31 protein-coding genes and 1 riboswitch are annotated in these 26,503 nt (G+C 42.7%); all 31 genes read left to right on the top strand.

All coding sequences use genetic code 11. The features are described 5' to 3' along the window. The first annotated feature begins 40 nt into the window (after positions 1–40). The 31 genes from uvrA (at position 41) to rpsQ (ending at position 26,486) form a co-directional block, all read left to right on the top strand. Positions 41–2,872: an excinuclease ABC subunit UvrA gene (uvrA, locus tag ACIY14_RS03130; RefSeq protein ID WP_409001498.1), complete on the top strand. Its 2,832-nt coding sequence runs from the start codon at positions 41–43 to the stop codon at positions 2,870–2,872. Continuing rightward, positions 2,865–3,926 carry a M24 family metallopeptidase gene (locus ACIY14_RS03135; RefSeq protein ID WP_409001499.1) on the top strand — a complete coding sequence of 354 codons (1,062 nt, stop codon included), beginning with the start codon at positions 2,865–2,867 and terminating at the stop codon, positions 3,924–3,926. Before uvrA ends, ACIY14_RS03135 begins: the two co-directional genes overlap by 8 nt. 53 nt (positions 3,927–3,979) lie before the next feature. Next, a riboswitch (M-box (ykoK) riboswitch) is annotated at positions 3,980–4,130 on the top strand. A gap of 195 nt (positions 4,131–4,325) precedes the next feature. Then, positions 4,326–6,986 carry a magnesium-translocating P-type ATPase gene (mgtA, locus tag ACIY14_RS03140; RefSeq protein WP_409001500.1) on the top strand — a complete coding sequence of 887 codons (2,661 nt, stop codon included), beginning with the start codon at positions 4,326–4,328 and terminating at the stop codon, positions 6,984–6,986. Between the two features lie 134 nt (positions 6,987–7,120). Then, entirely contained in the window at positions 7,121–7,519 is a 399-nt protein-coding gene (gene spx / locus ACIY14_RS03145; RefSeq protein ID WP_000591165.1) for a transcriptional regulator Spx, read from the top strand. Between the two features lie 66 nt (positions 7,520–7,585). After that, the gene (locus tag ACIY14_RS03150; RefSeq protein ID WP_409001501.1) at positions 7,586–8,155 is read left to right on the top strand and encodes an SP0191 family lipoprotein; all 570 of its coding nucleotides are present in this window, start codon (positions 7,586–7,588) and stop codon (positions 8,153–8,155) included. 86 nt (positions 8,156–8,241) lie between these two features. Further along, a complete protein-coding gene (locus ACIY14_RS03155; protein ID WP_000507059.1) occupies positions 8,242–8,508 on the top strand; it encodes an IreB family regulatory phosphoprotein in 267 nt (88 codons plus the stop codon). 3 nt (positions 8,509–8,511) lie between these two features. Next, a complete protein-coding gene (gene ruvX / locus ACIY14_RS03160) occupies positions 8,512–8,931 on the top strand; it encodes a Holliday junction resolvase RuvX (protein WP_002876031.1) in 420 nt (139 codons plus the stop codon). Positions 8,932–8,946: 15 nt separating this feature from the next. Further along, on the top strand, positions 8,947–9,252 hold the full coding sequence (locus tag ACIY14_RS03165; protein WP_000017624.1) for a DUF1292 domain-containing protein: 306 nt from the start codon (positions 8,947–8,949) through the stop codon (positions 9,250–9,252). A gap of 357 nt (positions 9,253–9,609) precedes the next feature. Further along, positions 9,610–10,860 carry a bifunctional folylpolyglutamate synthase/dihydrofolate synthase gene (locus ACIY14_RS03170; RefSeq protein ID WP_409001502.1) on the top strand — a complete coding sequence of 417 codons (1,251 nt, stop codon included), beginning with the start codon at positions 9,610–9,612 and terminating at the stop codon, positions 10,858–10,860. Between the two features lie 87 nt (positions 10,861–10,947). Then, positions 10,948–11,403 carry an SP_0198 family lipoprotein gene (locus ACIY14_RS03175; RefSeq protein WP_409001503.1) on the top strand — a complete coding sequence of 152 codons (456 nt, stop codon included), beginning with the start codon at positions 10,948–10,950 and terminating at the stop codon, positions 11,401–11,403. Positions 11,404–11,588: 185 nt separating this feature from the next. Then, positions 11,589–12,740 (top strand): iron-containing alcohol dehydrogenase, encoded by a 1,152-nt coding sequence (locus ACIY14_RS03180; RefSeq protein ID WP_409001504.1) that lies wholly within the window; start codon positions 11,589–11,591, stop codon positions 12,738–12,740. A gap of 267 nt (positions 12,741–13,007) precedes the next feature. Then, a complete protein-coding gene (gene cls / locus ACIY14_RS03185; RefSeq protein WP_409001505.1) occupies positions 13,008–14,540 on the top strand; it encodes a cardiolipin synthase in 1,533 nt (510 codons plus the stop codon). Positions 14,541–14,613: 73 nt separating this feature from the next. Beyond that, positions 14,614–14,757 carry a hypothetical protein gene (locus tag ACIY14_RS03190; RefSeq protein WP_009729685.1) on the top strand — a complete coding sequence of 48 codons (144 nt, stop codon included), beginning with the start codon at positions 14,614–14,616 and terminating at the stop codon, positions 14,755–14,757. Positions 14,758–14,792: 35 nt separating this feature from the next. Then, positions 14,793–16,310, top strand: a complete 1,518-nt coding sequence (locus ACIY14_RS03195; protein WP_409001506.1) for a damage-inducible protein CinA — start codon at positions 14,793–14,795, stop codon at positions 16,308–16,310. A 129-nt stretch (positions 16,311–16,439) separates the two neighbouring features. After that, positions 16,440–18,647, top strand: a complete 2,208-nt coding sequence (gene nrdD, locus ACIY14_RS03200; protein WP_409001507.1) for an anaerobic ribonucleoside-triphosphate reductase — start codon at positions 16,440–16,442, stop codon at positions 18,645–18,647. Positions 18,648–18,658: 11 nt separating this feature from the next. Then, the gene (locus ACIY14_RS03205) at positions 18,659–18,799 is read left to right on the top strand and encodes a hypothetical protein (protein ID WP_038804638.1); all 141 of its coding nucleotides are present in this window, start codon (positions 18,659–18,661) and stop codon (positions 18,797–18,799) included. Between the two features lie 43 nt (positions 18,800–18,842). Then, positions 18,843–19,343: a GNAT family N-acetyltransferase gene (locus ACIY14_RS03210; protein ID WP_195215956.1), complete on the top strand. Its 501-nt coding sequence runs from the start codon at positions 18,843–18,845 to the stop codon at positions 19,341–19,343. Between the two features lie 9 nt (positions 19,344–19,352). Then, positions 19,353–19,859 (top strand): GNAT family N-acetyltransferase, encoded by a 507-nt coding sequence (locus ACIY14_RS03215; RefSeq protein ID WP_000423438.1) that lies wholly within the window; start codon positions 19,353–19,355, stop codon positions 19,857–19,859. 4 nt (positions 19,860–19,863) lie between these two features. Continuing rightward, positions 19,864–20,460, top strand: a complete 597-nt coding sequence (gene nrdG, locus ACIY14_RS03220) for an anaerobic ribonucleoside-triphosphate reductase activating protein (RefSeq protein ID WP_409001508.1) — start codon at positions 19,864–19,866, stop codon at positions 20,458–20,460. Then, positions 20,457–21,083, top strand: coding sequence for a uridine kinase (locus tag ACIY14_RS03225; RefSeq protein WP_409001509.1), 627 nt, complete (start codon positions 20,457–20,459; stop codon positions 21,081–21,083). Before nrdG ends, ACIY14_RS03225 begins: the two co-directional genes overlap by 4 nt. A gap of 265 nt (positions 21,084–21,348) precedes the next feature. After that, the gene (rpsJ, locus tag ACIY14_RS03230) at positions 21,349–21,657 is read left to right on the top strand and encodes a 30S ribosomal protein S10 (RefSeq protein ID WP_001284513.1); all 309 of its coding nucleotides are present in this window, start codon (positions 21,349–21,351) and stop codon (positions 21,655–21,657) included. A gap of 82 nt (positions 21,658–21,739) precedes the next feature. Continuing rightward, positions 21,740–22,366 carry a 50S ribosomal protein L3 gene (rplC, locus tag ACIY14_RS03235; RefSeq protein WP_000160197.1) on the top strand — a complete coding sequence of 209 codons (627 nt, stop codon included), beginning with the start codon at positions 21,740–21,742 and terminating at the stop codon, positions 22,364–22,366. 24 nt (positions 22,367–22,390) lie between these two features. Beyond that, positions 22,391–23,014 carry a 50S ribosomal protein L4 gene (gene rplD / locus ACIY14_RS03240; RefSeq protein WP_000024550.1) on the top strand — a complete coding sequence of 208 codons (624 nt, stop codon included), beginning with the start codon at positions 22,391–22,393 and terminating at the stop codon, positions 23,012–23,014. After that, positions 23,014–23,310: a 50S ribosomal protein L23 gene (locus ACIY14_RS03245; RefSeq protein WP_001055347.1), complete on the top strand. Its 297-nt coding sequence runs from the start codon at positions 23,014–23,016 to the stop codon at positions 23,308–23,310. Before rplD ends, ACIY14_RS03245 begins: the two co-directional genes overlap by 1 nt. Positions 23,311–23,327: 17 nt before the next feature. Next, a complete protein-coding gene (gene rplB / locus ACIY14_RS03250; RefSeq protein ID WP_000512905.1) occupies positions 23,328–24,161 on the top strand; it encodes a 50S ribosomal protein L2 in 834 nt (277 codons plus the stop codon). A gap of 103 nt (positions 24,162–24,264) precedes the next feature. Continuing rightward, a complete protein-coding gene (rpsS, locus tag ACIY14_RS03255; RefSeq protein WP_000533766.1) occupies positions 24,265–24,546 on the top strand; it encodes a 30S ribosomal protein S19 in 282 nt (93 codons plus the stop codon). Positions 24,547–24,557: 11 nt separating this feature from the next. After that, positions 24,558–24,902, top strand: a complete 345-nt coding sequence (rplV, locus tag ACIY14_RS03260; RefSeq protein WP_220041549.1) for a 50S ribosomal protein L22 — start codon at positions 24,558–24,560, stop codon at positions 24,900–24,902. A gap of 12 nt (positions 24,903–24,914) precedes the next feature. Next, positions 24,915–25,568, top strand: coding sequence for a 30S ribosomal protein S3 (rpsC, locus tag ACIY14_RS03265; protein ID WP_000529936.1), 654 nt, complete (start codon positions 24,915–24,917; stop codon positions 25,566–25,568). 3 nt (positions 25,569–25,571) lie between these two features. Then, positions 25,572–25,985 carry a 50S ribosomal protein L16 gene (gene rplP, locus ACIY14_RS03270; protein WP_000960947.1) on the top strand — a complete coding sequence of 138 codons (414 nt, stop codon included), beginning with the start codon at positions 25,572–25,574 and terminating at the stop codon, positions 25,983–25,985. Positions 25,986–25,994: 9 nt separating this feature from the next. Beyond that, on the top strand, positions 25,995–26,201 hold the full coding sequence (rpmC, locus tag ACIY14_RS03275; RefSeq protein WP_000772918.1) for a 50S ribosomal protein L29: 207 nt from the start codon (positions 25,995–25,997) through the stop codon (positions 26,199–26,201). A 24-nt stretch (positions 26,202–26,225) separates the two neighbouring features. Further along, the gene (gene rpsQ, locus ACIY14_RS03280) at positions 26,226–26,486 is read left to right on the top strand and encodes a 30S ribosomal protein S17 (RefSeq protein ID WP_000440801.1); all 261 of its coding nucleotides are present in this window, start codon (positions 26,226–26,228) and stop codon (positions 26,484–26,486) included. Positions 26,487–26,503 lie beyond the last annotated feature (17 nt).

Raw genomic sequence — 26,503 nt, forward strand, 5'->3', positions numbered from 1 at the left:
TGGTATAATGGAAAGCAATAATGGACTAGAAAGAACAAAGATGCAAGATAAAATTGTGATTCATGGGGCACGTGCCCATAACTTAAAAAATATTGATGTGGAGATTCCGCGAGACAAGCTGGTTGTTGTGACTGGTTTGTCAGGGTCTGGGAAATCCAGTCTAGCCTTCGATACCCTCTATGCGGAGGGACAACGGCGCTATGTAGAGAGTTTGTCAGCCTACGCTCGTCAGTTCTTGGGTAACATGGAAAAACCAGATGTAGATTCTATTGACGGTCTCAGCCCAGCTATTTCCATCGACCAAAAAACGACTAGCAAAAACCCACGCTCGACCGTGGGAACGACGACTGAAATCAATGATTATCTGCGTCTCCTCTACGCACGTGTGGGGACGCCTTACTGTATTAACGGGCACGGAGCTATCAAGGCTTCTTCTGTAGAGCAAATCGTGGATAAGGTCTTGGAATTGCCAGAACGCCAACGTCTGCAAATTTTAGCTCCTGTCATACGTAAGAAAAAAGGGCAACACAAGAGTGTCATTGAAAAGGTTCAGAAAGATGGCTATGTCCGCGTCCGAGTGGATGGGGAGGTCTATGATGTGACCGAAGTTCCAGAGCTGTCCAAGAGCAAGCAACACAATATCGATGTCGTGGTTGACCGTATTGTCATCAAAGAGGGCATTCGTAGCCGTCTCTTTGATTCCATTGAGGCTGCCCTTCGTATCGCAGAAGGTTATGTGATTATCGACACTATGGATGATTCTGAGTTGCTATTCTCTGAGCACTATGCCTGTCCAGTTTGTGGCTTTACTGTTCCAGAGTTAGAGCCACGACTTTTTTCTTTCAATGCGCCTTTTGGTTCTTGTAGTGAGTGTGACGGTTTGGGTATCAAGCTGGAGGTGGATACTGACTTGGTAGTGCCAGATGCCAGCAAAACGCTACGTGAGGGGGCTTTGGCACCTTGGAATCCTATCTCATCTAACTACTATCCAAATATGCTAGAGCAGGCCATGACGGCCTTTGGAGTGGATATGGATAAGCCCTTTGAGGACTTGTCAGAAGAAGATAAGAACTTGATTCTCTACGGCTCGGATGGCAAGGAATTTCATTTCCACTATGAAAATGAATTTGGCGGTGTGCGCGATATTGACATTCCTTTTGAGGGGGTGGTTGGCAATATCAAACGTCGTTATCACGAGACTAATAGTGACTATACTCGCACCCAGATGCGTCTCTATATGAATGAACTGACCTGCGGCACTTGTCACGGCTATCGTCTCAATGATCAGGCCTTGTCTGTTCGTGTGGGTGGCGAGCAAGGTCCCCATATCGGAGAAATATCGGACCTGTCTATCGCAGACCACTTGGAATTAGTGAGCCAGCTGACCTTGTCAGAAAATGAAGCCATCATTGCTCGTCCCATTCTCAAGGAAATTAAGGACCGTTTGACCTTCCTCAATAACGTGGGTCTTAATTATCTGACCCTATCTCGTTCAGCAGGAACCCTTTCAGGTGGGGAGAGTCAGCGTATTCGTTTGGCAACCCAGATTGGTTCCAACCTATCTGGCGTCCTTTATATTCTGGATGAGCCGTCAATCGGGCTCCACCAGAGAGACAATGACCGCCTGATTGCCAGTCTGAAAAAGATGCGTGATTTGGGAAATACTCTCATCGTGGTGGAACATGACGAAGATACCATGCGTGAGGCTGATTATCTGATTGACGTTGGTCCCGGTGCCGGTGTTTTTGGTGGGGAGATTGTCGCTGCAGGAACGCCCAAACAGGTGGCTCGCAACAGCAAGTCTATCACAGGCCAGTACTTGTCAGGAAAACGTGCCATTCCAGTACCAGCAGAGCGCCGTGCTGGGAATGGTCGCTTTATCGAAGTGACAGGAGCGCGTGAGAACAACTTGCAAAATATCACGGCTCGTTTCCCATTAGGAAAATTCATCGCAGTGACGGGGATATCAGGTTCAGGGAAATCGACCTTAATCAACAGCATCCTCAAAAAAGCCATTGCCCAGAAGCTCAACCGCAATTCAGACAAGCCTGGTAAGTTTAAGACCATTGCAGGGATTGAGCATGTCGATCGCCTGATTGATATTGACCAGAGTCCAATCGGACGGACGCCGAGGTCCAACCCTGCTACCTATACGGGAGTTTTTGATGACATACGTGACCTCTTTGCCCATACAAACGAGGCCAAGATTCGAGGCTACAAGAAGGGCCGTTTCAGTTTCAACGTCAAGGGTGGCCGTTGTGAAGCCTGCTCAGGTGATGGGATTATCAAGATTGAGATGCACTTCTTGCCAGATGTTTATGTGGCTTGTGAAGTCTGCCACGGGACTCGCTACAATAGTGAAACCTTAGAAGTTCATTATAAAGAGAAGAATATCTCACAAGTTCTAGACATGACGGTCAATGATGCGGTGGAATTTTTCCGACACATTCCTAAAATTCATCGTAAACTTCAGACCATCAAGGATGTGGGGTTGGGCTATGTAACCCTAGGACAGTCGGCAACCACCCTATCGGGTGGAGAAGCCCAGCGCATGAAGCTGGCCAGTGAACTCCACAAACGCTCGACAGGAAAATCTTTCTACATTCTGGATGAGCCGACGACAGGACTTCATACTGAGGACATCGCTCGCTTGCTTAAAGTCTTGGCTCGCTTTGTCGACGATGGGAATACAGTCCTCGTCATCGAGCACAATCTAGATGTTATCAAGACAGCAGACCATATTATTGACTTAGGACCTGAAGGCGGTGTCGGTGGTGGAACCATCATCGCAACAGGAACGCCAGAAGAAGTAGCGGCCAATGAAGCCAGCTACACAGGACATTATTTGAAAGGAAAGTTACATCATGAATAAACGTGTGCAAGCATTTCTAACTAAAATGCAAGAAAAAGAACTGGATGGAATCATTATCAACAACCTTAAAAATGTCTACTATTTGACAGGATTTTGGGGCTCAAATGGAACAGTCTTCATCAGCCGTGACCGTCAGGTCTTGGTGACAGACTCTCGCTATATCATTGCAGCTAAGCAAGAAGTAACAGGTTTTGAGATTGTGGCTGACCGCGATGAGTTGGCTGTTATTGCAGGCATTGTTAAGGATATGGGCTTGTCTCGTATCGGTTTTGAGGACGAGATTTCGGTCTCTTATTACCACCGTATGCAGGCAGCCTTTGAAGGGCTTGACTTGCTTCCTCAGACTCAGTTTGTTGAAGCACTTCGAATGATTAAGGATGAAAAGGAGATTGCGACTATTCGCAAGGCTTGTTCTATCTCAGACCAAGCTTTCCGCGATGCGCTTGACTTTATCAAACCTGGAAAGACCGAGATTGAGATTGCCAATTTCCTTGACTTCCGTATGCGGGAGCTAGGAGCATTTGGCTTATCCTTTGACACGATTCTAGCAAGTGGCATCAACTCTTCCAAACCCCATGCCCATCCAATGCACAAACCCGTAGAGCTGGGAGAAGCCATTACCATGGACTTCGGATGTCTCTACGACCACTACGTCAGCGATATGACACGTACCATCTATCTAGGCCATGTCAGTGACGAGCAAGCAGAGATTTACAATACGGTTCTGAAAGCCAACCAAGCTCTGATTGACCAAGCTAAGGCAGGTCTAGGTTTCCGTGACTTTGACAAAATCCCTCGTGATATCATTGTGGAAGCAGGCTATGGAGAATACTTTACACATGGTATCGGACACGGTATCGGACTGGACATCCACGAAGAACCCTACTTTAGCCAAACTTCCAAAGAAGCCATTAAATCTGGTATGGTCTTGACTGATGAACCGGGTATCTATATTGAAGGTAAATACGGGGTCCGTATTGAAGATGATATCCTGATTACAGATAACGGTTGTGAGTTATTGACACTTGCTCCAAAAGAATTGATTGTTATCTAAAAAATGAGATAAATCGTTGACTTTTATATTTTAAAGGTTTATACTGATAGACGAAAACGGTAGGTGAGGCTACCATAGGGATACGGATGACTACCGCAAAGCAGTGGAGACACTACTCGTTGGTTAACAGTCCTGGTCGCGAAGGCCAAGACTAAGCTCATTTCATTGCCCTATGGAGTTAAAGCTTGAACGAAAAACAGATAATTAGTTTTTTAATCCTGCCATTTTATGGCAGGATTTTCTACTGTCTTAGAACAGGGAAAGGAGACAGATGATGCAAATTGACGACCACCCAGAACCGCACATACACAGCCAATCGCTGATTTGTGTCGTTCTGCCCTTATAAAGTGATTGGTCTCTGTGTATGAAACACATCATTCATACAGATAGGAGAAACCAATGAAAACTACAAAAGAAAGATTAGCAGCAGCTATCCATACACCTTTAAACGAAACTCTATCTTTTTACAAGACAAGTCTAACAGGCTTAACTGAGGAACAGATAGAAAAGAATCGTGATTTATATGGTGAAAACACCATCACCAAGGGTCAGGAAGACAGTATCCTCAAAAAAATTTACGAATCTATTATCAATCCATTTACAATCATCCTTCTTGTCATCGCTATGATCTCCATGGTGACCAACGTCTGGTTGGCGAAGCCTGGACAAGAAGATCCGACGACCTCTATCATCATCGTCGTTCTCGTTCTAATCTCTGGTGGCATACGCTTTGTCCAAGAATTGCGGAGTGACAAAGCTGCGACCAATCTTTCAAAAATGATTGTGAACACAGCCACAGTTATCCGCGAAGGCCAGAGTTTAGAGGTCGCGATTGAGGATTTAGTCGTTGGAGATATGGTCAAGTTGAGTGCTGGAGATATGATTCCAGCAGACCTCCTTTTAATTGAATCACGTGATTTCTTTGTTCAACAGTCTGGTTTGACGGGCGAAAGTGATTCAGTTGAAAAATTGGCTTTGCCAAAAATGAGTCAGTCAAATTTTGATAGTCTGCTAGAAGCAGAAGCGCTCGCCTTCATGGGAACTAATGTGATATCAGGAAGCGCCAAGGCTTTGATTCTAGCGGTCGGTGATGACACTATGATGGGGGAAATAGAGCAGACTCTCAATACTTATGACGAGCCCACCTCTTTCGAACGGGATATGAACAGTATCTCTTGGCTCTTAATCCGTTTGATGTTAGTCATGGTTCCTATCGTGTTTCTTTCCAATGGCTTGACAGATGGAGATTGGTTAGAAGCTGGCGTATTTGCCTTGAGCGTAGGTGTCGGGCTTACACCTGAGATGCTACCCATGATCATCACGGCCAGTCTAGCAAAAGGCTCCATTATCATGGCAAAGGAAAAAGTCGTCATCAAAAAACTCAATGCCATACAAGATCTAGGTGCTATTGATATCCTGTGTACGGATAAAACTGGAACCCTCACCCAAGACGAAATTGTCCTTGAATATCCTTTGGATATACATGGAGATTTGGATTTGTCTGTGTTGAGACGTGCCTATCTCAATTCCTATTTTCAAACTGGTTTGAAAAATTTAATGGACAGAGCGATCATTAAACGTACGGAAAAAGAAGCCAAAGAACACGCACTCTTGCAAAATCTAGATCAAACCTTTCAAAAAATAGATGAATTGCCCTTTGATTTTGAACGCAGACGGATGAGTGTCATCGTCAAGGATGAGAAGGAAGTTGTTAGTTTGGTAACCAAGGGTGCCCTAGAGGAAATGCTTGCGATTTCAACCCATGTGGAATATCAAGGTCAGATTAGTCCTTTGACGGATGATATCCGAGTGGAAATCTTAAAAGAAGTGGACCAACTCAATCAACAGGGCTTACGAGTCTTGGGAGTCGCCTATAAAACAGGCTTAAAGGAAGGTTTTGCTTACTCCGTTGAAGATGAAAAGGAGATGATTCTAACAGGATATCTTGCCTTCCTAGATCCACCAAAACCATCTGCAGCCCCTGCTATCCAAGCTTTATTAGAGTATGGTGTTCAAACCAAGATCTTGACTGGGGATAATGAGAAGGTAACCCAAGCAGTATGCGAAAAAGTTGGTTTAGATGTTAATCAAATCTTGTTGGGGTCTGATATTGACGCCATGACGGACGAAGAGTTGGCCCAAGCAGTCGAACATGTGACTGTCTTTGCCAAACTCTCTCCGGATCAAAAAGCACGAATCATTTTACAAATTAAATCTAATGGACATTGTGTTGGCTATATGGGAGATGGAATCAATGATGCCCCTTCTATGAAAGTGGCAGATGTGGGGATTTCTGTTGATACAGCAGTAGATATTGCCAAAGAGACAGCTGATGTCATTTTGCTAGATAAGGATTTGATGGTGCTTGAAAAAGGGCTGGTTGAAGGACGCAAAGTCTATGCCAATATGACCAAATATATCAAGATGACGGTCAGCTCTAATTTCGGGAATATTCTGTCACTCTTAGTGTCTGGTATCTTTTTACCTTTCCTCCCTATGGCTCCGATTCACTTGATTGTGTTAAACCTAGTCTATGACCTTTCTTGCATTGCCTTGCCATTTGATAATGTGGATGAAGACTTTTTGAAGCATCCTCATAAGTGGGAAGCCAAGTCCATTACTCGCTTTATGATTTGGATGGGTCCGATTTCTTCTGCCTTTGATATTTTGACCTTTATCTTGCTCTATTTTGTCATTGTCCCAATGACGACAGGTCATGCTTATGTTCACGGGGCAGAGTTTGCAACGGGCTTTATCATCCTGTTCCAGACAGGTTGGTTCATTGAATCCATGTGGTCCCAAACCATGGTCATCCATATGCTTCGTTCAGCAAAACTCCCTTTCTTACAAAGCCGTCCGTCATGGTTGGTTCTTGGGACAACCTTGCTAGCAGCTAGTTTTGTGACCTTCCTTCCCTATTCTGCAATTGCTAACCTCCTTCGTTTAACCCCTTTGAAACCAATTTATTTCCTCTTTTTGCTTTTGATAATTATTCTTTATATGATAAGTGTTACAATTGTGAAACGAATCTATATCAAAAAATTTAGAAGTTGGTTATAAATTAAATTTGTCAAGAAAAAAGTACGAAAATTGCGAAAAAAGTTAAATTTTTTTAAAAATAGGTCGCAAGTCGGATGCTTTTTATGGTATAATAGACTAAACTGATAGTAACATGTAGCGAAAGGGGTAGGTACATGATCAAAATTTATACAGTCTCAAGTTGTACTAGCTGTAAAAAAGCGAAAACCTGGCTCAATGCCCACCAGTTAAGTTATAAAGAACAAAATCTCGGTAAAGAAGGAATTACAAGAGAAGAGTTATTAGATATTCTCACGAAAACAGATAATGGAATTGCCAGTATCGTTTCGTCAAAAAACCGCTACGCTAAGGCACTTGGAGTTGACATCGAGGATTTGAGTGTCAATGAAGTGCTCAACTTAATCATGGAAACACCACGGATCTTAAAGAGTCCGATTCTCGTTGACGAGAAGCGCCTGCAAGTCGGCTATAAAGAAGATGATATCCGTGCCTTCTTGCCACGCTCTGTCCGTAATGTAGAAAATGCAGAAGCACGTCTACGTGCAGCTCTATAAAACATCAAGGCTGGGAGTGATTCCTGGCCTTGTTTTCTCTTTTATTTCAAAATCATGTGAGGAATTATGAAAAAGTTACTAATTGCTAGTTTTGCCCTCCTCTTTTTGCTTGCGGGATGTGGGCAAAAAAAGGAAACCCCTGCTGCTTCTACAACAGCATCTGACCCCATCCAATCAAACCTTCCCGTTTTGGACAATGCTGAAAAGAATACGGTTGTCACCAAGACCCTGTTGATGCCGAAGTCAGAAAATGGAACGCAGCAGATTCAGACCATTACCTATAAAGGCAATCAATTTTTGACCTTGACCATCCAGCAAAAACGACCTGTCGGGGATGAACTCAAGAATTTTATCTCTGAAAACGGCCTAGAGGAGACGCAAAAAGCGCTCCTAGAAGCTGAAGAGAAGGATGAGACCATCCAAGAGGCACGCAAACTAGCAGGATTTACACTAGAAACCAAGCTACTCAGCGAGACAGAAATCCAGACTACAACGACTTATGATTTTCAAGTACTGGATGTCAAAAAGGCATCTCAGATCGAATATTTAAAAAATATCGGTCTTGAAAATCTCTTAAAAAACGAACCTAGCCAATATATTGCAGACAGAGTGGCAAATGGGGCGACAGAACAATAGAAAATCCAAATTAATAGACTGACTTATTTGTAGAACGTCAGGGAATGTGCTATAATAGTACTATTCTAAGGAAAGAGGGTGTTAGAATGGGATTTACTGAAGAAACTGTACGGTTTAAATTGGATGATTCCAATAAGAAAGAAATTAGCGAAACGTTGACAGATGTTTATGCTTCTTTGAATGACAAGGGCTACAATCCGATTAACCAGATCGTCGGTTATGTATTGAGTGGTGACCCTGCCTACGTTCCTCGTTATAACAATGCACGAAATCAAATCCGTAAGTATGAGCGTGATGAAATTGTTGAAGAACTGGTACGCTACTACCTTAAAGGACAAGGAGTCGATCTATAATCTATGAGAATTATGGGATTGGACGTCGGTTCAAAAACAGTAGGGGTGGCTATTAGCGACCCACTAGGCTTCACCGCTCAGGGACTTGAAATCATCCAAATCAATGAGGATCAAGGCCAGTTTGGTTTTGACCGTATCAAGGAATTGGTTGACAGCTATAAGGTAGAACGCTTTGTAGTAGGTTTACCAAAGAACATGAACAATACCAGCGGTCCGCGAGTAGAAGCCAGTCAAGCCTATGGTGCCAAGCTAGAAGAACTCTTTGGTTTACCAGTAGACTATCAAGATGAACGCTTGACAACGGTCGCTGCGGAACGTATGTTGATTGAACAAGCAGATATCAGCCGTAACAAACGCAAGAAAGTTATTGATAAGTTGGCTGCTCAGCTGATTTTGCAAAATTATTTAGATAGAAAATTTTAAGACAGAGGAGAAACTATGTCACACGATCACAACCATGACCACGAAGAACGTGAATTGATTACACTAGTAGACGAGCAAGGAAATGAAACCTTGTTTGAAATTCTTTTGACCATCGACGGGAAAGAAGAATTTGGTAAAAACTATGTTCTTCTAGTGCCAGTTAACGCAGAAGAAGACGAAAACGGTGAAGTTGAAATCCAAGCTTACTCATTCATCGAAAATGAAGACGGAACAGAAGGCGAATTACAACCAATCCCAGAAGACTCAGAAGACGAATGGAACATGATTGAAGAAGTCTTCAACAGCTTTATGGAGGAGTAAAAACATCCAGTGGATGTTTTTAGCCCTGCGCCGGAAATTAGAAACGCAGGAACGTCCGGGGGACGTTTTTAGCCCAACTCCCAGAAATTGGAGAGAGTTGGAACATCCAGTGGATGTTTTTAGCCCTGCGCCAGAAATTAGAAACGCAGGAACGTCCGGGGGATATTTTTACCCCAGTTCCTTGAAATAAGAGAGAACTGGTAAGTCCGGTGGACGTCTTTAGCCCACGTTGAAATTCATAGTAGCTAGTGATTAGCTAACCAGGTAAGAGGTCGGGATTTTAGTCCCGACCTCGTTTTTTATTTGTAATCATACTTTGATGCTGTAGTTGATTGGACTTTTGTTAAGGAGATATGTATGTTTGAAGTAGAAGAATGGCTTCATAGTCGGATTGGTTTAAACTTTAGATCTGGTCTTGGACGAATGCAGCGAGCTGTGGATTTGCTGGGGAATCCTGAGAAGACTTATCCGATTATCCACGTAACAGGGACTAACGGTAAAGGGTCAACTATTGCCTTTATGAGGGAGTTGTTTGTAGCTCATGGAAAAAAAGTTGGCACCTTTACCTCTCCTCATATCATCAGTATCCATGATCGAATCTGTATCAATGGACAACCAATCGCAGATGAAGACTTTGTCCGTATGGCTAACCAAGTCAAGGAGATGGAAAAAACTCTCTTAGAAACACATGATCAATTGTCTTTCTTTGAGTTGTTGACCCTGATTGCTTTGCTTTACTTTAAAGAGCAGGGAGTGGATCTAGTCCTGCTAGAGGTGGGGATTGGTGGTTTGCTTGACACCACTAATGTCGTAACAGGCGAGATTGCAGTTATTGCTTCGATTGGTCTAGATCATCAGGAGACCTTGGGCGATAGTCTGGAGGAAATAGCCGAGCAGAAAGCTGGTATTTTCAAGGCTGGCAGGAAGGCGGTCATTGCTAAGCTCGCTCCAGAAGCTGAGTTTGTCTGTCAAAAAAGAGCAAGAGAGTTAGACGTAGACCTTTATCAAGCTGGACGAGAGTTCACCTTGAATGCGGGGGATTTTTCAAGTAGCCTAGCAAGATTTTCCCAGCTTGAAATCGGGTTGGAAGGTGCTTATCAGCAAGAAAATGCCGCCTTGGCTTTAGAAACTTTTCTTCTGTTTATGGCGCCAAGAGAGGAAGGTGTCGAAGAAGAGCTTGTCAGACAGGCTTTGAAGGAGACACACTGGGCAGGTCGATTAGAACGGATTCGCCCGCAGATTTACCTAGATGGGGCTCACAATCTTCCAGCTTTAACTCGTTTGGTCGAGTTTATCCAGGGGGAAATCCAGCAAGGATACCAGATTCATGTCCTTTTTGGCGCTCTTAAACGCAAGGATTACCAAGGGATGTTAGCCTATCTAACAGAGCAGTTGCCTCAGGTGGAACTTAAGGTAACAGGCTTTGACTACCAAGGATCTCTAGAAGAAAGCGATGTTTCTGGTTATAAACTGGTTGATTCTTATCGTGATTTTATCAGCGAATTTGAAGAAAATGCCAACAATCAGGACTTGCTTTTTGTGACGGGCTCTCTCTATTTTATCTCGGAAGTACGAGCGAGTTTGCTAGGAAGCGATGGGATTAGTTGACCTTCTAGACTTAAGTTACTATACTGGGGATAGGAAAACTCGAAAACGATTTCAGAAATACATTAGCACAAAAGAAAGGAAGTCGCTATGAAAACGAAAATATTCACACTTTCTATTGCTTCTTTAGCAATTCTTAGTCTTTTAGCAGCTTGTGGACCTAAGGCACAAGCCCCTACCCAGCAATCTGCTCAGCAATCATCTACTCAACAAGAATCATCTTCTAGCACTGCTACAAGTGCTAGTCGACCACAGGCATCCTCAAGTCAGGACACTACTGTAGCTCAACCTACGAATATCGATGGTACCTATACTGGAAAAGATGAGAATGACCAAATCACTCTTGTTGTAACAGGTAAAACTGGTACATGGACTGAGGTCGAGCCAGATGGAGATAAGGAAATCAAGCAAGTCACCTTTGAGCCAGAAAATCAACGTGTCATTATCGGAGATGATGTTAAAATTTACGCGGTTAATGGTAATCAAATGATTGTTGATGATGTGGACCGAGAGGCATCTGACCGAGTGGTATTAACTAAGCAATAATGATTAAGTAGAAGTTCCAATGAGATGAAAGCTATCTTTTTGGAGCTTTTTTTCTTGAAAAAGTGGCTGACTGTTCTTTACTAACTTTTTACTTAAAACGCTTATAAATATTTGTAAAGCTTATACTAAGGTCGTATACTTAAGGTAAATAATCAAATAGCGCAGAGGCGCAGGAGGAAAAGCATATGGCTACATTTTACGTTCCATCAGTTAACCTTATCGGTAAGGGTGTTGTAAATGAAGTAGGTCCGTATATCAAGGAACTGGGATATAAGAAGGCCCTTTTGGTGACAGATAGATTTCTTGAAGGCAGCGATATTTTACCTAAGGTCCTAAAACCATTGGATGCTGAAGGGATCGAATATGTGATTTTTAGCGATGTTGAGCCCAATCCGACCTGCAAGAACGTCACAGACGGAGTGGCTGCCCTGAAAGAGCATGGATGTGACTTCATCATCAGTCTTGGAGGAGGATCTCCTCAGGATGCAGCTAGTTGTATCTCTATCATCGCTACAAATGGTGGAAAGCCACAGGACTACGAAGGTCTCCACAAGTCTGCTAAAAAAGGGTTGCCAGTGGTTGCGATCAATACAACAGCTGGAACTTCTGCAGAAATTACCATTAACTATGTCATTACTGACGAAGAACGCAAGGTCAAGATGGTAATGGTTGATAAGAATAGTCTAGCCCTCATCTCAGTCAATGATCCGGAACTTATGCTTTCAAAACCGAAAGGATTGACAGCAGCAACAGGTATGGATGCTCTTACTCATGCTGTCGAAGCCTTGGTGACACCGGGTGCTTATGATGTGACCAAGAAACTCTCTATCGGAGCTATTGAACTCATCAAGGAGTATCTTCCTCGTGCTGTGGCTAATGGACAAGATATTGAAGCGCGTGAGGGTATGGTCAACGCTATCTTTCTTGGCGGTATGAGTTTTAACAATGCTGGTTTGGGTTATGTTCACTCTATGGCTCACCAACTCGGTGCAGTGTATAACTTGCCACATGGTGTCTGCTGTGCCATGCTTCTTCCGGTTGTAGAACGTGAAAATGCCAAGCGGGTACCAGAAGCTTTCCGCAATGTAGCCAAGGCTTTGGGTCTCCATGTTGAAGGGAAAACTGATGAAGAATGTGCTGCCTACGCTATCGCTGAGATTGAAAAATTGTCTGAAGCAGTAGGCATTCCGAAGAAACTCACTGAACTCGGTATCCAAGAAAAAGATTTTGACTTTGACTACCTTTCTAAGAATGCCTTGATTGATGCCTGTGCGCCAGGCAATCCATTTATGCCAACCTTAGAAGAAACCATTGCTCTCTACAAAAAACTCTTCTAATTTTTAAAGTGAAAAAGAAACTAAATAATGCTGGAAAGAACTATCATTTTGGTAGTTCTTTTTAGGCTTCTTAATATCTTAGTTAAAAATATAAAAAATGAACAGCGCTTCGTATAGTGAGGATGTAGTTTAAGAATCTTGCAGTTCTTAGAATAGTTTGAATAGAAAAAGGTAAAAGGTTGCCATCTACCCCTGAACTGAGGTATACTAGTAGAAACATTAGTTTATCAAGTAGTTAAGGAGAATGTTAGAAAAGGAAGGGGATGTATGACGGCTAGAAAAATGCAGTTACTCATGTCCAAATATGGTTTTAGTATTACCATTATGTTGGCAGAATTATTTATCGTCTTTGGATTATTTCTCTATCTAGGGCAGATGGCACCGATTATCTGGATTATCCTAGTCATTTTGGTGAGCTTAGCGACCATTGTATCGATTGTCAATCGGTCTATGAATCCTGAGAGTAAGGTGACATGGCTGCTAGTAGCCTTTGTGCCAGTATTTGGCCCCTTACTCTATATCATGTTTGGGGAACGCCGTTTATCTAAAAAAGAAATGAAGCAACTAAAGCAGCTCCAATCAATGGTTCACCGAGAGGATAATAGCAGAGCTCTCCGTTTGGAGTTAAAGGAACAAGACAAGTCAGCTTACGGGGTTATCAAATCTCTCCTCAGCATGGACACAAATGCAGATGTCTATAATCGAACGGATACCCATTTTTTCCCTTCAGGGGAAAGCATGTGGCGTCAGATGCTGGAGGATCTTAAAAAAGCCGAGAAGTTTATCTTTCTTGAATACTATATCATCGAAGAGGGTTTGATGTGGAATAGTATTTTAGAGATTTTGGAAGAAAAGGCGGCTCAAGGGGTAGAAGTGAAGCTCCTTTATGATGATATTGGTTGTATGGCAACCTTGCCTGGAGATTATACCATTCACCTTCGCGGTCGAGGGATTGAAGCCCATAAATTTAATAAGGTGATTCCGCGTTTAACCGTCGCCTATAACAACCGTGACCACCGTAAAATCATGGTTATTGATGGTCAAATTGCCTATACAGGTGGTGTCAATCTGGCAGATGAGTATATCAACCATATCGAACGCTTTGGTTATTGGAAAGATAGCGGTATTCGCCTAGATGGATCAGCGGTCAAGGCTTTTACTAGACTCTTTTTATCAACCTGGTATATCAACCGTGGGGAAATTAGCGACTTTGACCAATACCATCTCGAAAATCAACCAAAAGATGGGATGGGGCTCTGTATTCCCTACAGTAGCGGTCCCAAACCCATCTACCGAGCTCAAGTTGGAAAAACAGTCTATCAAAACCTTATCAATCAATCCACAGACTATGTTTATATCACGACTCCCTATCTGATCGCTGACTATGATTTAACTGAAAGTATCAAAAATGCAGCTCTGAGAGGGGTAGATGTGCGAATTGTGACGCCTTGTATCCCAGATAAGAAGGTTATTCAGTTAGTTACTCGGGGAGCCTATCCAGATTTGTTGTCTGCGGGGGTTCGTATTTATGAGTACAGCCCGGGATTCCTTCATAGCAAGCAAATGCTTGTTGATGGAGAGGCAGCTACTGTGGGGACGATTAATTTTGACTATCGGAGTTTGCTTCATCACTATGAAAATGGCGTCTTGCTTTATAGAACGCAGTCCATCATCGATATTGAAAGGGACTTCGAAGAGATTTTTAAAGTTTCTCAAGAAATTTATCCCCACACCATCAAAACAAGCTGGTATCAAAGCCTGATCAAGGAAATTGTCCAGTTGTTTGCACCTATGCTCTAACTATCCATCAAGGTCTAGCCCAAGGCTGGATCTTTTTTGTCTTCTTACGAATAGATAGGTAAAGGAGAAAAACATGCTTAATCTAGAAGATGACGATTTTATTAGAGAGTATAGAGACAGTCGATTCCACCGTTTTCGTGAAATCGAACGCTTTGCGATATTGGATAAGAAATTCAGCAAATATCAATCCCAAGCTGACATTCCTGTAAGATTTTGATATACTAAAACAGATAAACTTAGAGGAGAAATTGAATGAATGTATATGGGAAAATAGATGAGAAACAAGAAGAATCTCAGTACCAAGACTGGTCCGTTCCAGAAAAGCGAGAAGGAGCTCCGATTCCCTTTTTTAGTATCTTGCTTTGGAGTTTAGTGGCTACAGCTATTTCTGTGGTTATCCCCCTTATTTTGGGTTTAGTAAGCCCGCAACAAACTCAGGATCTTTATACCGGTTGGGCCTTGCATCAAAATGGTCAAATGTATACCGATTATTTTGGGACGGAGGGATTGCTCTATTACCTGCTTACCTATCTTTCGCAAGGCAGTATTCTGATTGCTTTGGTTGAGTGGTTGGCCTTATTTGGAGCAGGTGTTTTTCTTTTTAAATCTGTGGATACTCTTACAGGCCGTGTAGAAGAAGCCAAGCAGCTTGTGTTTGTGTTTAATTTGTTGGTAGCAGGTCTCGCTTTTGGTGGTGGCTATGCTCTCTTGCTAGCCTTGCCTTTCCTATTTTATTCACTTAGCATTGTTACGAACTATCTAGCTTATCCAAACGATGACAAAGGATTTTTACGTGTTGGTATGAGCCTTGCACTTGCTTTCTTCCTTGCGCCAATCTCAACAGCCTTATTTGCAGCTACACTAGCCTTGGGAATTATCGGTTTTAACTTAGGCAAAGGTCACTTTGTTCATGGCTTATATCAATTTTTTGCGTCAGCCTTAGGGTTCTCACTCTTATTCTATCCTTTGGGCTACTATACAGTATTAACAGGTAGTTTTGGGGATGCCATTAGCCAGACCTTGTATCCAGTAAATACTCTTAGCCTCTTTTCAAATGAACATTTGCTTGAAAATGCAGCCTTCTACGGCTTACTTGCCATTGGGCTAGGTTCCCTTACTTTGCTCTTTTCTAGTTTGTTCCAGTCAAAACCAGCTAAGCAGTATTCCCTATCAATTGCTGCTAGTTTGGGCTTATTGCTTTCTTTGGGGCTCTTGATTTTCTCCAAAGAACCCATCAACGGTACTCATCTTGTGGTACTAATTCCTTTCTTGGTCTTGCTCCTTCTGACAGGAATCAAGGAAGATGTTTCGGATGGAGGCAGTCGTCGTAGAAGAAGACGTGAGAAAAAAGCCTCTTTCCTCAAAGGAAAGTTCTATCTACCACTGATTGCCCTTGCCTATCTTATTGTTCTTCCTATCGTGAGTCGCTACCTTTCGCATCCAGCGACTTATCAGGAGAGAGAACGTCTTACTAGCATGGTAAAACAGCAAACGAGTTCTGAGGATCGTGTCTATGCTTGGGATGATCGTCCAGATTTCTATCGTGCAAGTGAACGCTTGGCGCCGACTTCCCTAGTGACACCAACACTCTATACTGCAAGCGACGAAAATAAAACCAAACTGATGAATGATCTAAAAGAAAATCAACCAAAGATGATTATGGTCAATCAAAAAGTTGCCTTGTGGTCGGATGTAGAGAGCTGGCTTAGCGAAAAATATGAGCTTGTTCAGACAGATACTAGCGAGTTCAAACTTTATAAATCAAAATAACAAAAAATCAATATCTTGTGGAATTTTAAAAATTTTAGGATTTTTGACACAAGATATTGATTTTTATTTTTAGAGTGGTATAATACTGAATATAAACTATTCAACAATATTTTAGAAAAGAGCATGGATATGATTGTATTAGAAGAAAAGCTTGCAACCGTTCCCACCTTGTTTGTTGAAAAACGAGATGGTAGACGTGTAGTATTTGATGTAGACAAGATTGACAAGGCTCTCCACAAGGCGGCGGAAAAGGTTATGGACGTTACGCCTCTAGTAGAAAAACGCCTAAATGGTCTAGTTGAAAGAATCGTTACCGAAATTCACAGTCGTTTCCCTAAAGGTGTGAAGATTTATGAGATTCAGAATATCGTAGAACATGAACTTCTCGAAGCCAAAGAATATGCCTTGGCTGAAGAGTATATTACTTATCGGACACAGAGGGATTTTGAGCGCTCAAAAGCGACAGATATCAACTTTAGTATCCATAAACTGCTCAATAAAGATCAAGCAGTTGTCAATGAAAATGCTAATAAAGACAGTGATGTCTTTAATACCCAGCGTGATTTGACAGCGGGGATTGTTGGGAAATCAATCGGGCTGCAAATGCTTCCTAAGCACGTAGCCAATGCTCACCAAAAAGGGGATATCCACTATCATGATTTGGACTATAGTCCCTATACACCTATGACCAACTGCTGTTTGATTGATTTTAAAGGCATGCTGGAAAATGGTTTTAAAATTGGCAATGCGGAGGTAGAGAGTCCCAAGTCTATCCAGACTGCGACAGCTCAGATTTCACAAATCATCGCCAACGTTGCTTCTAGCCAGTACGGGGGCTGCTCAGCTGACCGTATCGATGAAGTCTTGGCGCCTTATGCGGAAAAGAATTATCAAAAGCACCTCAAAGATGCGGAAGAATGGGTCTTGCCTGAAAAACGGGATGATTATGCTTGGAAGAAAACCCAAAAAGACATCTATGATGCCATGCAATCTCTTGAGTATGAAATCAACACCCTCTTCACTTCAAATGGACAAACACCTTTTACTTCACTAGGTTTTGGTCTGGGAACTAGTCGTTTTGAACGGGAAATTCAAAAAGCTATCTTGACCATTCGTATCAAGGGGCTTGGTTCAGAACACCGCACAGCCATCTTCCCTAAACTCATCTTTACGCTTAAAAGAGGCCTTAACTTGGAAGAAGGAACTCCAAACTATGACATCAAACAGTTGGCCCTCGAGTGTGCAACCAAACGGATGTATCCGGATGTCTTATCCTATGATAAGATTATCGAGTTGACTGGTTCTTTCAAGGTACCTATGGGCTGCCGTTCGTTCCTCCAAGGATGGAAGGATGAGAATGGCGTAGAAGTCAATTCTGGTCGGATGAATCTAGGTGTTGTGACGGTCAACCTTCCTCGCATTGCTCTTGAGTCTGAGGGCGACATGAATAAGTTCTGGGAAATCTTCAACGAGCGGATGAATATCGCAGAAGATGCTCTAGTTTACCGTGTTGAACGGACCAAGGAAGCAACACCAGCAAACGCCCCTATTCTCTATCAGTACGGGGCCTTCGGACGCCGTCTTGGAAAAGACGAGAGCGTTGATCAGCTCTTTAAGAATCGTCGTGCGACAGTTTCGCTGGGCTACATTGGTTTGTACGAGGTAGCGACAGTCTTCTTTGGAAATAGCTGGGAACACAATCCAGAAGCCAAGGAATTCACGCTGGATATCATTCGCGATATGAAACGTCGGGTAGAAGAGTGGTCTGACCAATATGGCTACCATTTCTCTATCTACTCGACACCGTCTGAAAGTCTAACAGATCGCTTCTGTCGCTTGGATACAGAAAAGTTTGGTTCTATTCCTGACATCACGGATAAGGAATACTACACCAACTCTTTCCACTATGATGTCCGTAAAAATCCAACACCGTTTGAAAAATTAGATTTTGAAAAAGTTTATCCAGAAGCAGGTGCGTCAGGTGGTTTCATCCACTATTGTGAGTATCCAGTTCTTCAACAAAATCCTAAGGCCCTGGAAGCTGTCTGGGACTATGCCTATGACCGTGTCGGCTATCTAGGAACCAATACTCCGATTGATCGTTGCTACAAGTGTGACTTTGAAGGGGATTTTGAACCAACTGAGCGAGGATTTGCTTGTCCCAACTGTGGCAATAGCGACCCTAAAACAGTAGATGTGGTCAAACGTACGTGTGGTTATCTGGGAAATCCTCAAGCGCGTCCGATGGTTAATGGACGCCACAAGGAAATCGCTGCGCGTGTCAAACACATGAATGGTTCAACCATTAAAACAGCTGGACATGAAGTAACAAATTAGAAGGAAATGGAATGGGGAAATACCAATTAGACGATAAGGGACGCGCACAAGTGACCCGTTATCACGAGAAACACTCGAAAGGTGGAATAGGTAAAAAAGAACGCTTGCTCAACCTCAGAGAACAGTTTTTAAACAAGAACAAGAAAAAATAAAAGTGAGAGTTCGCTCTCGCTTTTCTCTTAATTGGAGGTAAAAATGATACTACGCAGACCAACATTGGCAGATAAAGAAACAGTTTTAGAGATGATGGCAGAGTTTGAACAGACCCAATCAGCCCACGATGGTGGGTTTTGGAACGCCAACAATTTTGTTTATGAAGAGTGGCTAGAAGAAAATCTTCAAGCGGAAGCGGGACTCAATATTCCTGAAAACTGGGTTCCTGCTATCCAGCTGGTTAGTTTTGACGTAGCAGGCCAGGCTCTTGGCTTTCTCAACCTTCGTCTCCGATTAAATGACTACTTACTAGAAAATGGGGGCCATATTGGCTACTCCATTCGTCCATCTGAAAGAGGCAAAGGTTATGCCAAAGAAGCTCTCCGCCAAGGTCTGCAAGTTGCTAAGGAAAAGAATATCAAACGAGCTCTGGTAACTTGTAGCACAGAAAATCCTGCCAGCCGAGCTGTTATCTTAGCTAATGGTGGTGTCTATGAGGATGTTCGAAACGGAACGGAGCGCTACTGGATTGATGTCGATTAAGGAGGAAGCATGGAGCTAAGACGACCAACTTTGGAAGATAAAGAAGCGATATTAGAGATGATTGCGGAGTTCGATGCAGCAAAATCCTATATGCACGGTGGCATGGGCTCCGCTTGGAAGCGAGCAAAGGATTATGAGGATTGTTTAAAGATTGTAGAGCAGCAAGAGGATGCTGCCAACCTGCCAGTAGGCTGGGTTCCTGCAATCAAATTTTTATCCTTTGGTGAGACTGGCTTGCCTTTGGGATTTTTAGCCCTGCGCTTGTCCTTGAATGACAAATTATTTGTGGAAGGCGGTCATATTGGCTATTCTATCCGTCCCAGTCAACGAGGCAAAGGATATGGGAAGGAGCAGTTGAGATTAGGACTAGCAGAGGCTCGAAAGCAAGGATTGGAACGAGTGCTGATTACCTGCGATGAAGACAACGAAGCCAGCCGCCGCACGATTCTCTCCGCTGGCGGTGTTTACGAAAATACAATCGATAGAAGTCAGCGCTATTGGATAGATTTGGAGTAGAAGGATGACATGGAATACACCAAAACCTGGTGAATGGAAAAGCGAGGAGCTTAGTAAAGGGCGAATCATTGACTACAAGGCCTTTAACTTTGTAGATGGAGAAGGCGTACGCAACTCCCTCTATGTCGCAGGCTGTATGTTCCACTGCGAGGGTTGTTATAATGTGGCGACTTGGTCTTTCAATGCAGGCATTCCTTATACAGCAGAATTAGAAGAACAGATTATGGAAGATCTTGCCCAGCCCTATGTTCAAGGCTTGACCTTACTGGGAGGAGAGCCATTCCTCAATACTGGTATCCTCTTGCCCCTCGTAAAACGCATTCGGAAGGAATTGCCAGATAAAGACATCTGGTCCTGGACAGGTTATACTTGGGAGGAAATGATGTTGGAGACACCTGATAAACTGGAGCTCTTATCGATGATTGATATCTTAGTTGATGGTCGTTATGACAAAAGCAAGCGCAATCTCATGCTCCAGTTCCGAGGTTCTTCCAATCAACGGATTATCGATGTACAAAAATCACTCCAAAGTGGGCAAGTAGTGATTTGGGACAAGCTTAATGACGGAAAAGAAAGCTATGAACAGGTGAAGAGAGAATGAAGAAAAAAGAGTTAGTAGACAAACTGGTTTCAGAGATTGAAACGGGAAAAGTCAAAACACTGGGGATTTACGGTCACGGTGCATCAGGAAAGTCTACCTTTGCTAAAGAATTGTTCCAAGCCCTAGATTCTGAAAAGGTAAATCTACTAGAAACAGATTCCTACATTACCTCAAACCGTCATTTAGTGGTGCCAAAAGAACTTCCAGATCAAAAAGTGACAGCTTGTCTCCCAGTGGCGCATGAACTGGCAAGTTTGCAGAGAGATATTCTCGCCTTGCAGGCAGGCATGGACATCTTGACGATTGATGAACCCTGGAAGCCAAGCGAAGTCTTATCTGGTTCAAAACCAATACTGATAGTCGAAGGGATGTCTGTGGGTTTTCTACCCAAGGAACTCTTTGATAAAACTATCTGTTTCAACACGGACGAAGAAACGGAATTAAAGAGGCGTCTAGCTCGAGATACGACTATGAGAAATCGAGATGCATCTTTCGTATATTCTAGCCATCAGATGAGACGAGAGCAGTATCAGCAATACTATAAAGAAACCGAGTCAAAAGCAGATATCTTAGTAGACCAATCAGAAGATAAATTCAAGGTCAAAATGATACACATTATATAGAAGAAAAGATTGATTTTTATAAACGTAAATCAGTAATCTTAGGAAGATAAAATAGGAAAACAGTTTCATCTCGAAAAAACGAAAAAAAGCTAACAAATCCCTTGCAATCGCAGGGGCTTTGTGTTATTCTATTATGGTGCTGTAAATTACAGCCTTAGCTTTGATGCAAGAGGTTGCGACACGCTCGGTTGCATTGCCACGCAACGCGCGTCGGTTTTCTTGTGGAGCTAGCCTATTATCTTAAATAGACGAAAAGGAGAAAAAGATGGCAAACAAAAAAATCCGTATCCGTTTGAAAGCTTACGAACACCGTACGCTTGACACAGCGGCTGCAAAAATCGTAGAATCAGCTACTCGTACAGGTGCACAAGTTGCGGGTCCAATCCCACTTCCAACTGAGCGTAGCCTCTACACAATTATTCGTGCGACTCACAAATACAAAGACTCTCGCGAACAATTTGAAATGCGTACACACAAACGTTTGATCGATATCGTTAACCCAACTCAAAAAACAGTTGATGCCTTGATGAAATTGGATCTTCCAAGTGGTGTAAACGTAGAAATCAAACTTTAATTTAAAGCTTGATACCTTGAGCATGAAAAACGCTCGTTAAAAACTTTTTGAATAAAAAATATAGAAAAGGAACTATTTTCTCATGACAAAAGGAATCTTAGGGAAAAAAGTGGGAATGACTCAAATCTTCACTGAAGCTGGCGAATTGATCCCTGTAACAGTTATTGAAGCAACTCCAAACGTTGTTCTTCAAGTTAAAACTGTTGAAACAGACGGATACAACGCTATCCAAGTTGGTTTCGATGACAAACGCGAAGTATTGAGCAACAAACCTGCTAAAGGACATGTAGCGAAAGCTAACACGGCTCCTAAGCGCTTCATTCGTGAATTCAAAAACGTTGAAGGCTTGGAAGTTGGTGCTGAAATCACAGTTGAAACATTCGCAGCTGGAGACGTTGTTGACGTAACTGGTACTTCTAAAGGTAAAGGTTTTCAAGGTGTTATCAAACGCCATGGACAATCACGTGGACCAATGGCTCACGGTTCTCGTTACCACCGTCGTCCAGGTTCTATGGGACCTGTTGCACCTAACCGCGTGTTCAAAGGTAAAAACCTTGCAGGACGTATGGGTGGCGACCGCGTGACAATTCAAAACCTTGAAGTTGTACAAGTTGTTCCAGAAAAGAACGTTATCCTTATCAAAGGTAACGTACCGGGTGCTAAGAAATCTCTTATCACTATCAAGTCAGCAGTTAAAGCTGGTAAATAATAAGGAAAGGGGAATACAGTCAAAATGGCAAATGTAACATTATTCGACCAAACTGGTAAACAAGCTGGCGAAGTTGTTCTTAACGATGCAATCTTTGGTATTGAACCAAACCAATCTGTTGTGTTTGATGTGATCATCAGCCAACGTGCTAGCCTTCGTCAAGGAACTCACGCAGTTAAAAATCGCTCAGCTGTTTCAGGTGGTGGACGCAAACCATGGCGTCAAAAAGGAACTGGACGTGCTCGTCAAGGTTCTATCCGCTCTCCACAATGGCGTGGTGGTGGAACTGTCTTCGGACCAACTCCACGTAGCTATGCGTACAAACTTCCTCAAAAAGTTCGTCGCCTTGCGCTTAAATCTGTTTACTCAGAAAAAGTTGCTGAAAACAAATTTGTAGCCGTTGATTCTCTTGAATTTACAGCTCCAAAAACTGCTGAATTTGCAAAAGTTCTTGCAGCTTTGAGCATCGATTCTAAAGTCCTTGTTATTCTTGAAGAAGGAAACGAATTCGCAGCTCTTTCAGCTCGTAACCTTCCAAACGTGAAAGTTGCGACTGCTACAACTGCAAGTGTTCTTGACATCGCAAATAGTGACAAACTTCTTGTTACTCAAGCAGCTATCTCTAAAATCGAGGAGGTTCTTGCATAATGAATTTGTATGATGTTATCAAAAAACCTGTTATTACTGAAAGCTCAATGGCTCAACTTGAAGCAGGAAAGTATGTATTTGAAGTTGACACTCGTGCACACAAACTTTTGATTAAGCAAGCTGTTGAAGCTGCTTTTGAAGGTGTTAAGGTTGCAAATGTCAACACAATCAACGTAAAACCTAAAGCTAAACGTGTTGGACGTTACACTGGTTTTACTAACAAAACTAAAAAAGCTATCATCACACTTACAGCTGATTCAAAAGCAATCGAGTTGTTTGCTGCTGAAGCTGAATAATCTAAGGAGGAAATATCGTGGGAATTCGTGTTTATAAACCAACAACAAACGGTCGCCGTAATATGACTTCTTTGGATTTCGCTGAAATCACAACAAGCACTCCTGAAAAATCATTGCTTGTTGCTTTGAAGAACAAGGCTGGTCGTAACAACAACGGCCGTATCACTGTTCGTCACCAAGGTGGTGGGCACAAACGTTTCTATCGTTTGGTTGACTTCAAACGTAACAAAGACAACGTTGAAGCAGTTGTTAAAACTATCGAGTACGATCCAAACCGTTCTGCAAACATCGCTCTTGTACACTACACAGACGGTGTGAAAGCATACATCATCGCTCCAAAAGGTCTTGAAGTTGGTCAACGTATCGTTTCAGGCCCAGAAGCAGATATCAAAGTCGGAAACGCTCTTCCACTTGCTAACATTCCAGTTGGTACTTTGATCCACAACATCGAATTGAAACCAGGTCGTGGTGGAGAATTGGTGCGTGCAGCTGGAGCTTCTGCTCAAGTATTGGGTCAAGAAGGTAAATATGTTCTTGTTCGTCTTCAATCTGGCGAAGTACGTATGATTCTTGGAACTTGTCGTGCAACAGTTGGTGTTGTCGGAAACGAACAACATGGACTTGTAAACCTTGGTAAAGCAGGACGTAGCCGTTGGAAAGGTATCCGTCCAACAGTTCGTGGTTCTGTAATGAACCCTAACGATCACCCACACGGTGGTGGTGAAGGTAAAGCACCAGTTGGTCGTAAAGCACCATCTACTCCATGGGGCAAACCTGCTCTTGGTCTTAAAACTCGTAACAAGAAAGCGAAATCTGACAAACTTATCGTTCGTCGTCGCAACGAGAAATAATAGTAAACTAGTCGCTTAAGCAACTAGGAAATCCGCCAGCTCGGTAGCGATCCATGTGAGCGCAAGCCGCTGTGGTACAACATTTAAAGGAGAAAACATAAAAATGGGACGCAGTCTTAAAAAAGGACCTTTCGTCGATGAGCATTTGATGAAAAAAGTTGAAGCTCAAGCTAATGACGAAAAGAAAAAAGTTATCAAAACTTGGTCACGTCGTTCAACGATCTTCCCAAGTTTCATTGGTTACACTATTGCAGTTTATGACGGACGTAAACACGTACCGGTTTACATCCAAGAAGACATGGTAGGTCACAAACTTGGTGAATTCGCACCGACTCGTACTTACAAAGGTCACGCTGCAGACGACAAGAAAACACGTAGAAAATAAGGAGAACATAAATGGCAGAAATTACTTCAGCTAAAGCAATGGCTCGTACAGTACGTGTTTCACCTCGTAAATCACGTCTTGTTCTTGACAATATTCGTGGTAAAAGCGTAGTCGACGCTATTGCAATCTTGACATTCACTCCAAACAAAGCTGCTGAAATCATCTTGAAAGTTTTGAACTCAGCTGTAGCTAACGCTGAAAACAACTTTGGTTTGGACAAAGCTAACTTGGTAGTATCTGAGGCATTCGCAAACGAAGGACCAACTATGAAACGTTTCCGTCCACGTGCGAAAGGTTCAGCTTCACCAATCAACAAACGTACAGCTCACATCACTGTAGCTGTTGCAGAAAAATAAGGAGGTAACATCGTGGGTCAAAAAGTACATCCAATTGGTATGCGTGTCGGCATCATCCGTGATTGGGATGCCAAATGGTATGCTGAAAAAGAATACGCGGATTACCTTCATGAAGATCTTGCAATCCGTAAATTCGTTCAAAAAGAACTTGCTGACGCAGCAGTTTCAACTATCGAAATCGAACGCGCAGTGAACAAAGTTAACGTTTCACTTCACACTGCTAAACCAGGTATGGTTATCGGTAAAGGTGGCGCTAACGTTGATGCACTCCGTGCAAAACTTAACAAATTGACTGGAAAACAAGTACACATCAACATCATCGAAATCAAACAACCTGATTTGGATGCTCACCTTGTAGGTGAAGGAATTGCTCGTCAATTGGAGCAACGTGTTGCTTTCCGTCGTGCACAAAAACAAGCAATCCAACGCGCAATGCGTGCTGGAGCTAAAGGAATCAAAACTCAAGTATCAGGTCGTTTGAACGGTGCAGATATTGCCCGTGCTGAAGGATACTCAGAAGGAACTGTTCCACTCCACACACTTCGTGCAGATATCGATTACGCTTGGGAAGAAGCAGATACTACATACGGTAAACTTGGTGTTAAAGTATGGATCTACCGTGGTGAAGTTCTTCCAGCTCGTAAAAACACTAAAGGAGGTAAATAACCAATGTTAGTACCTAAACGTGTTAAACACCGTCGTGAATTCCGTGGAAAAATGCGCGGTGAAGCAAAAGGTGGAAAAGAAGTAGCATTCGGTGAATACGGTCTTCAAGCTACAACTAGCCACTGGATTACTAACCGCCAAATCGAAGCTGCTCGTATCGCCATGACTCGTTACATGAAACGTGGTGGTAAAGTTTGGATTAAAATCTTCCCACACAAATCATACACTGCTAAAGCTATCGGTGTGCGTATGGGATCTGGTAAAGGGGCACCTGAAGGTTGGGTTGCACCAGTTAAACGCGGTAAAGTGATGTTCGAAATCGCTGGTGTATCTGAAGAGATTGCACGTGAAGCGCTTCGTCTTGCTAGCCACAAATTGCCAGTTAAAACTAAATTCGTAAAACGTGAAGCAGAATAAGGAGAAGGCATGAAACTTAATGAAGTAAAAGAATTTGTTAAAGAACTTCGTGGTCTTTCTCAAGAAGAACTCGCGAAGCGCGAAAACGAATTGAAAAAAGAATTGTTTGAACTTCGTTTCCAAGCTGCTACTGGTCAATTGGAACAAACAGCTCGCTTGAAAGAAGTTAAAAAACAAATCGCTCGTATCAAAACAGTTCAATCTGAAGCGAAATAATAGACTAGGGAAGGAGAAATTTCAATGGAACGCAATAATCGTAAAGTTCTTGTTGGACGTGTTGTATCTGACAAAATGGACAAGACAATCACAGTTGTAGTTGAAACAAAACGTAACCACCCAGTCTATGGTAAACGTATTAACTACTCTAAGAAATACAAAGCACATGATGAAAACAATGTTGCCAAAGAAGGCGATATCGTACGTATCATGGAAACTCGCCCGCTTTCAGCTACAAAACGTTTCCGTCTTGTAGAAGTTGTTGAAGAAGCGGTTATCATCTAATCAAGCCTGAAAGGAGA

This window comes from Streptococcus sp. ST16 (assembly GCF_046098135.1).
In the GTDB taxonomy this organism is placed as follows: domain Bacteria; phylum Bacillota; class Bacilli; order Lactobacillales; family Streptococcaceae; genus Streptococcus.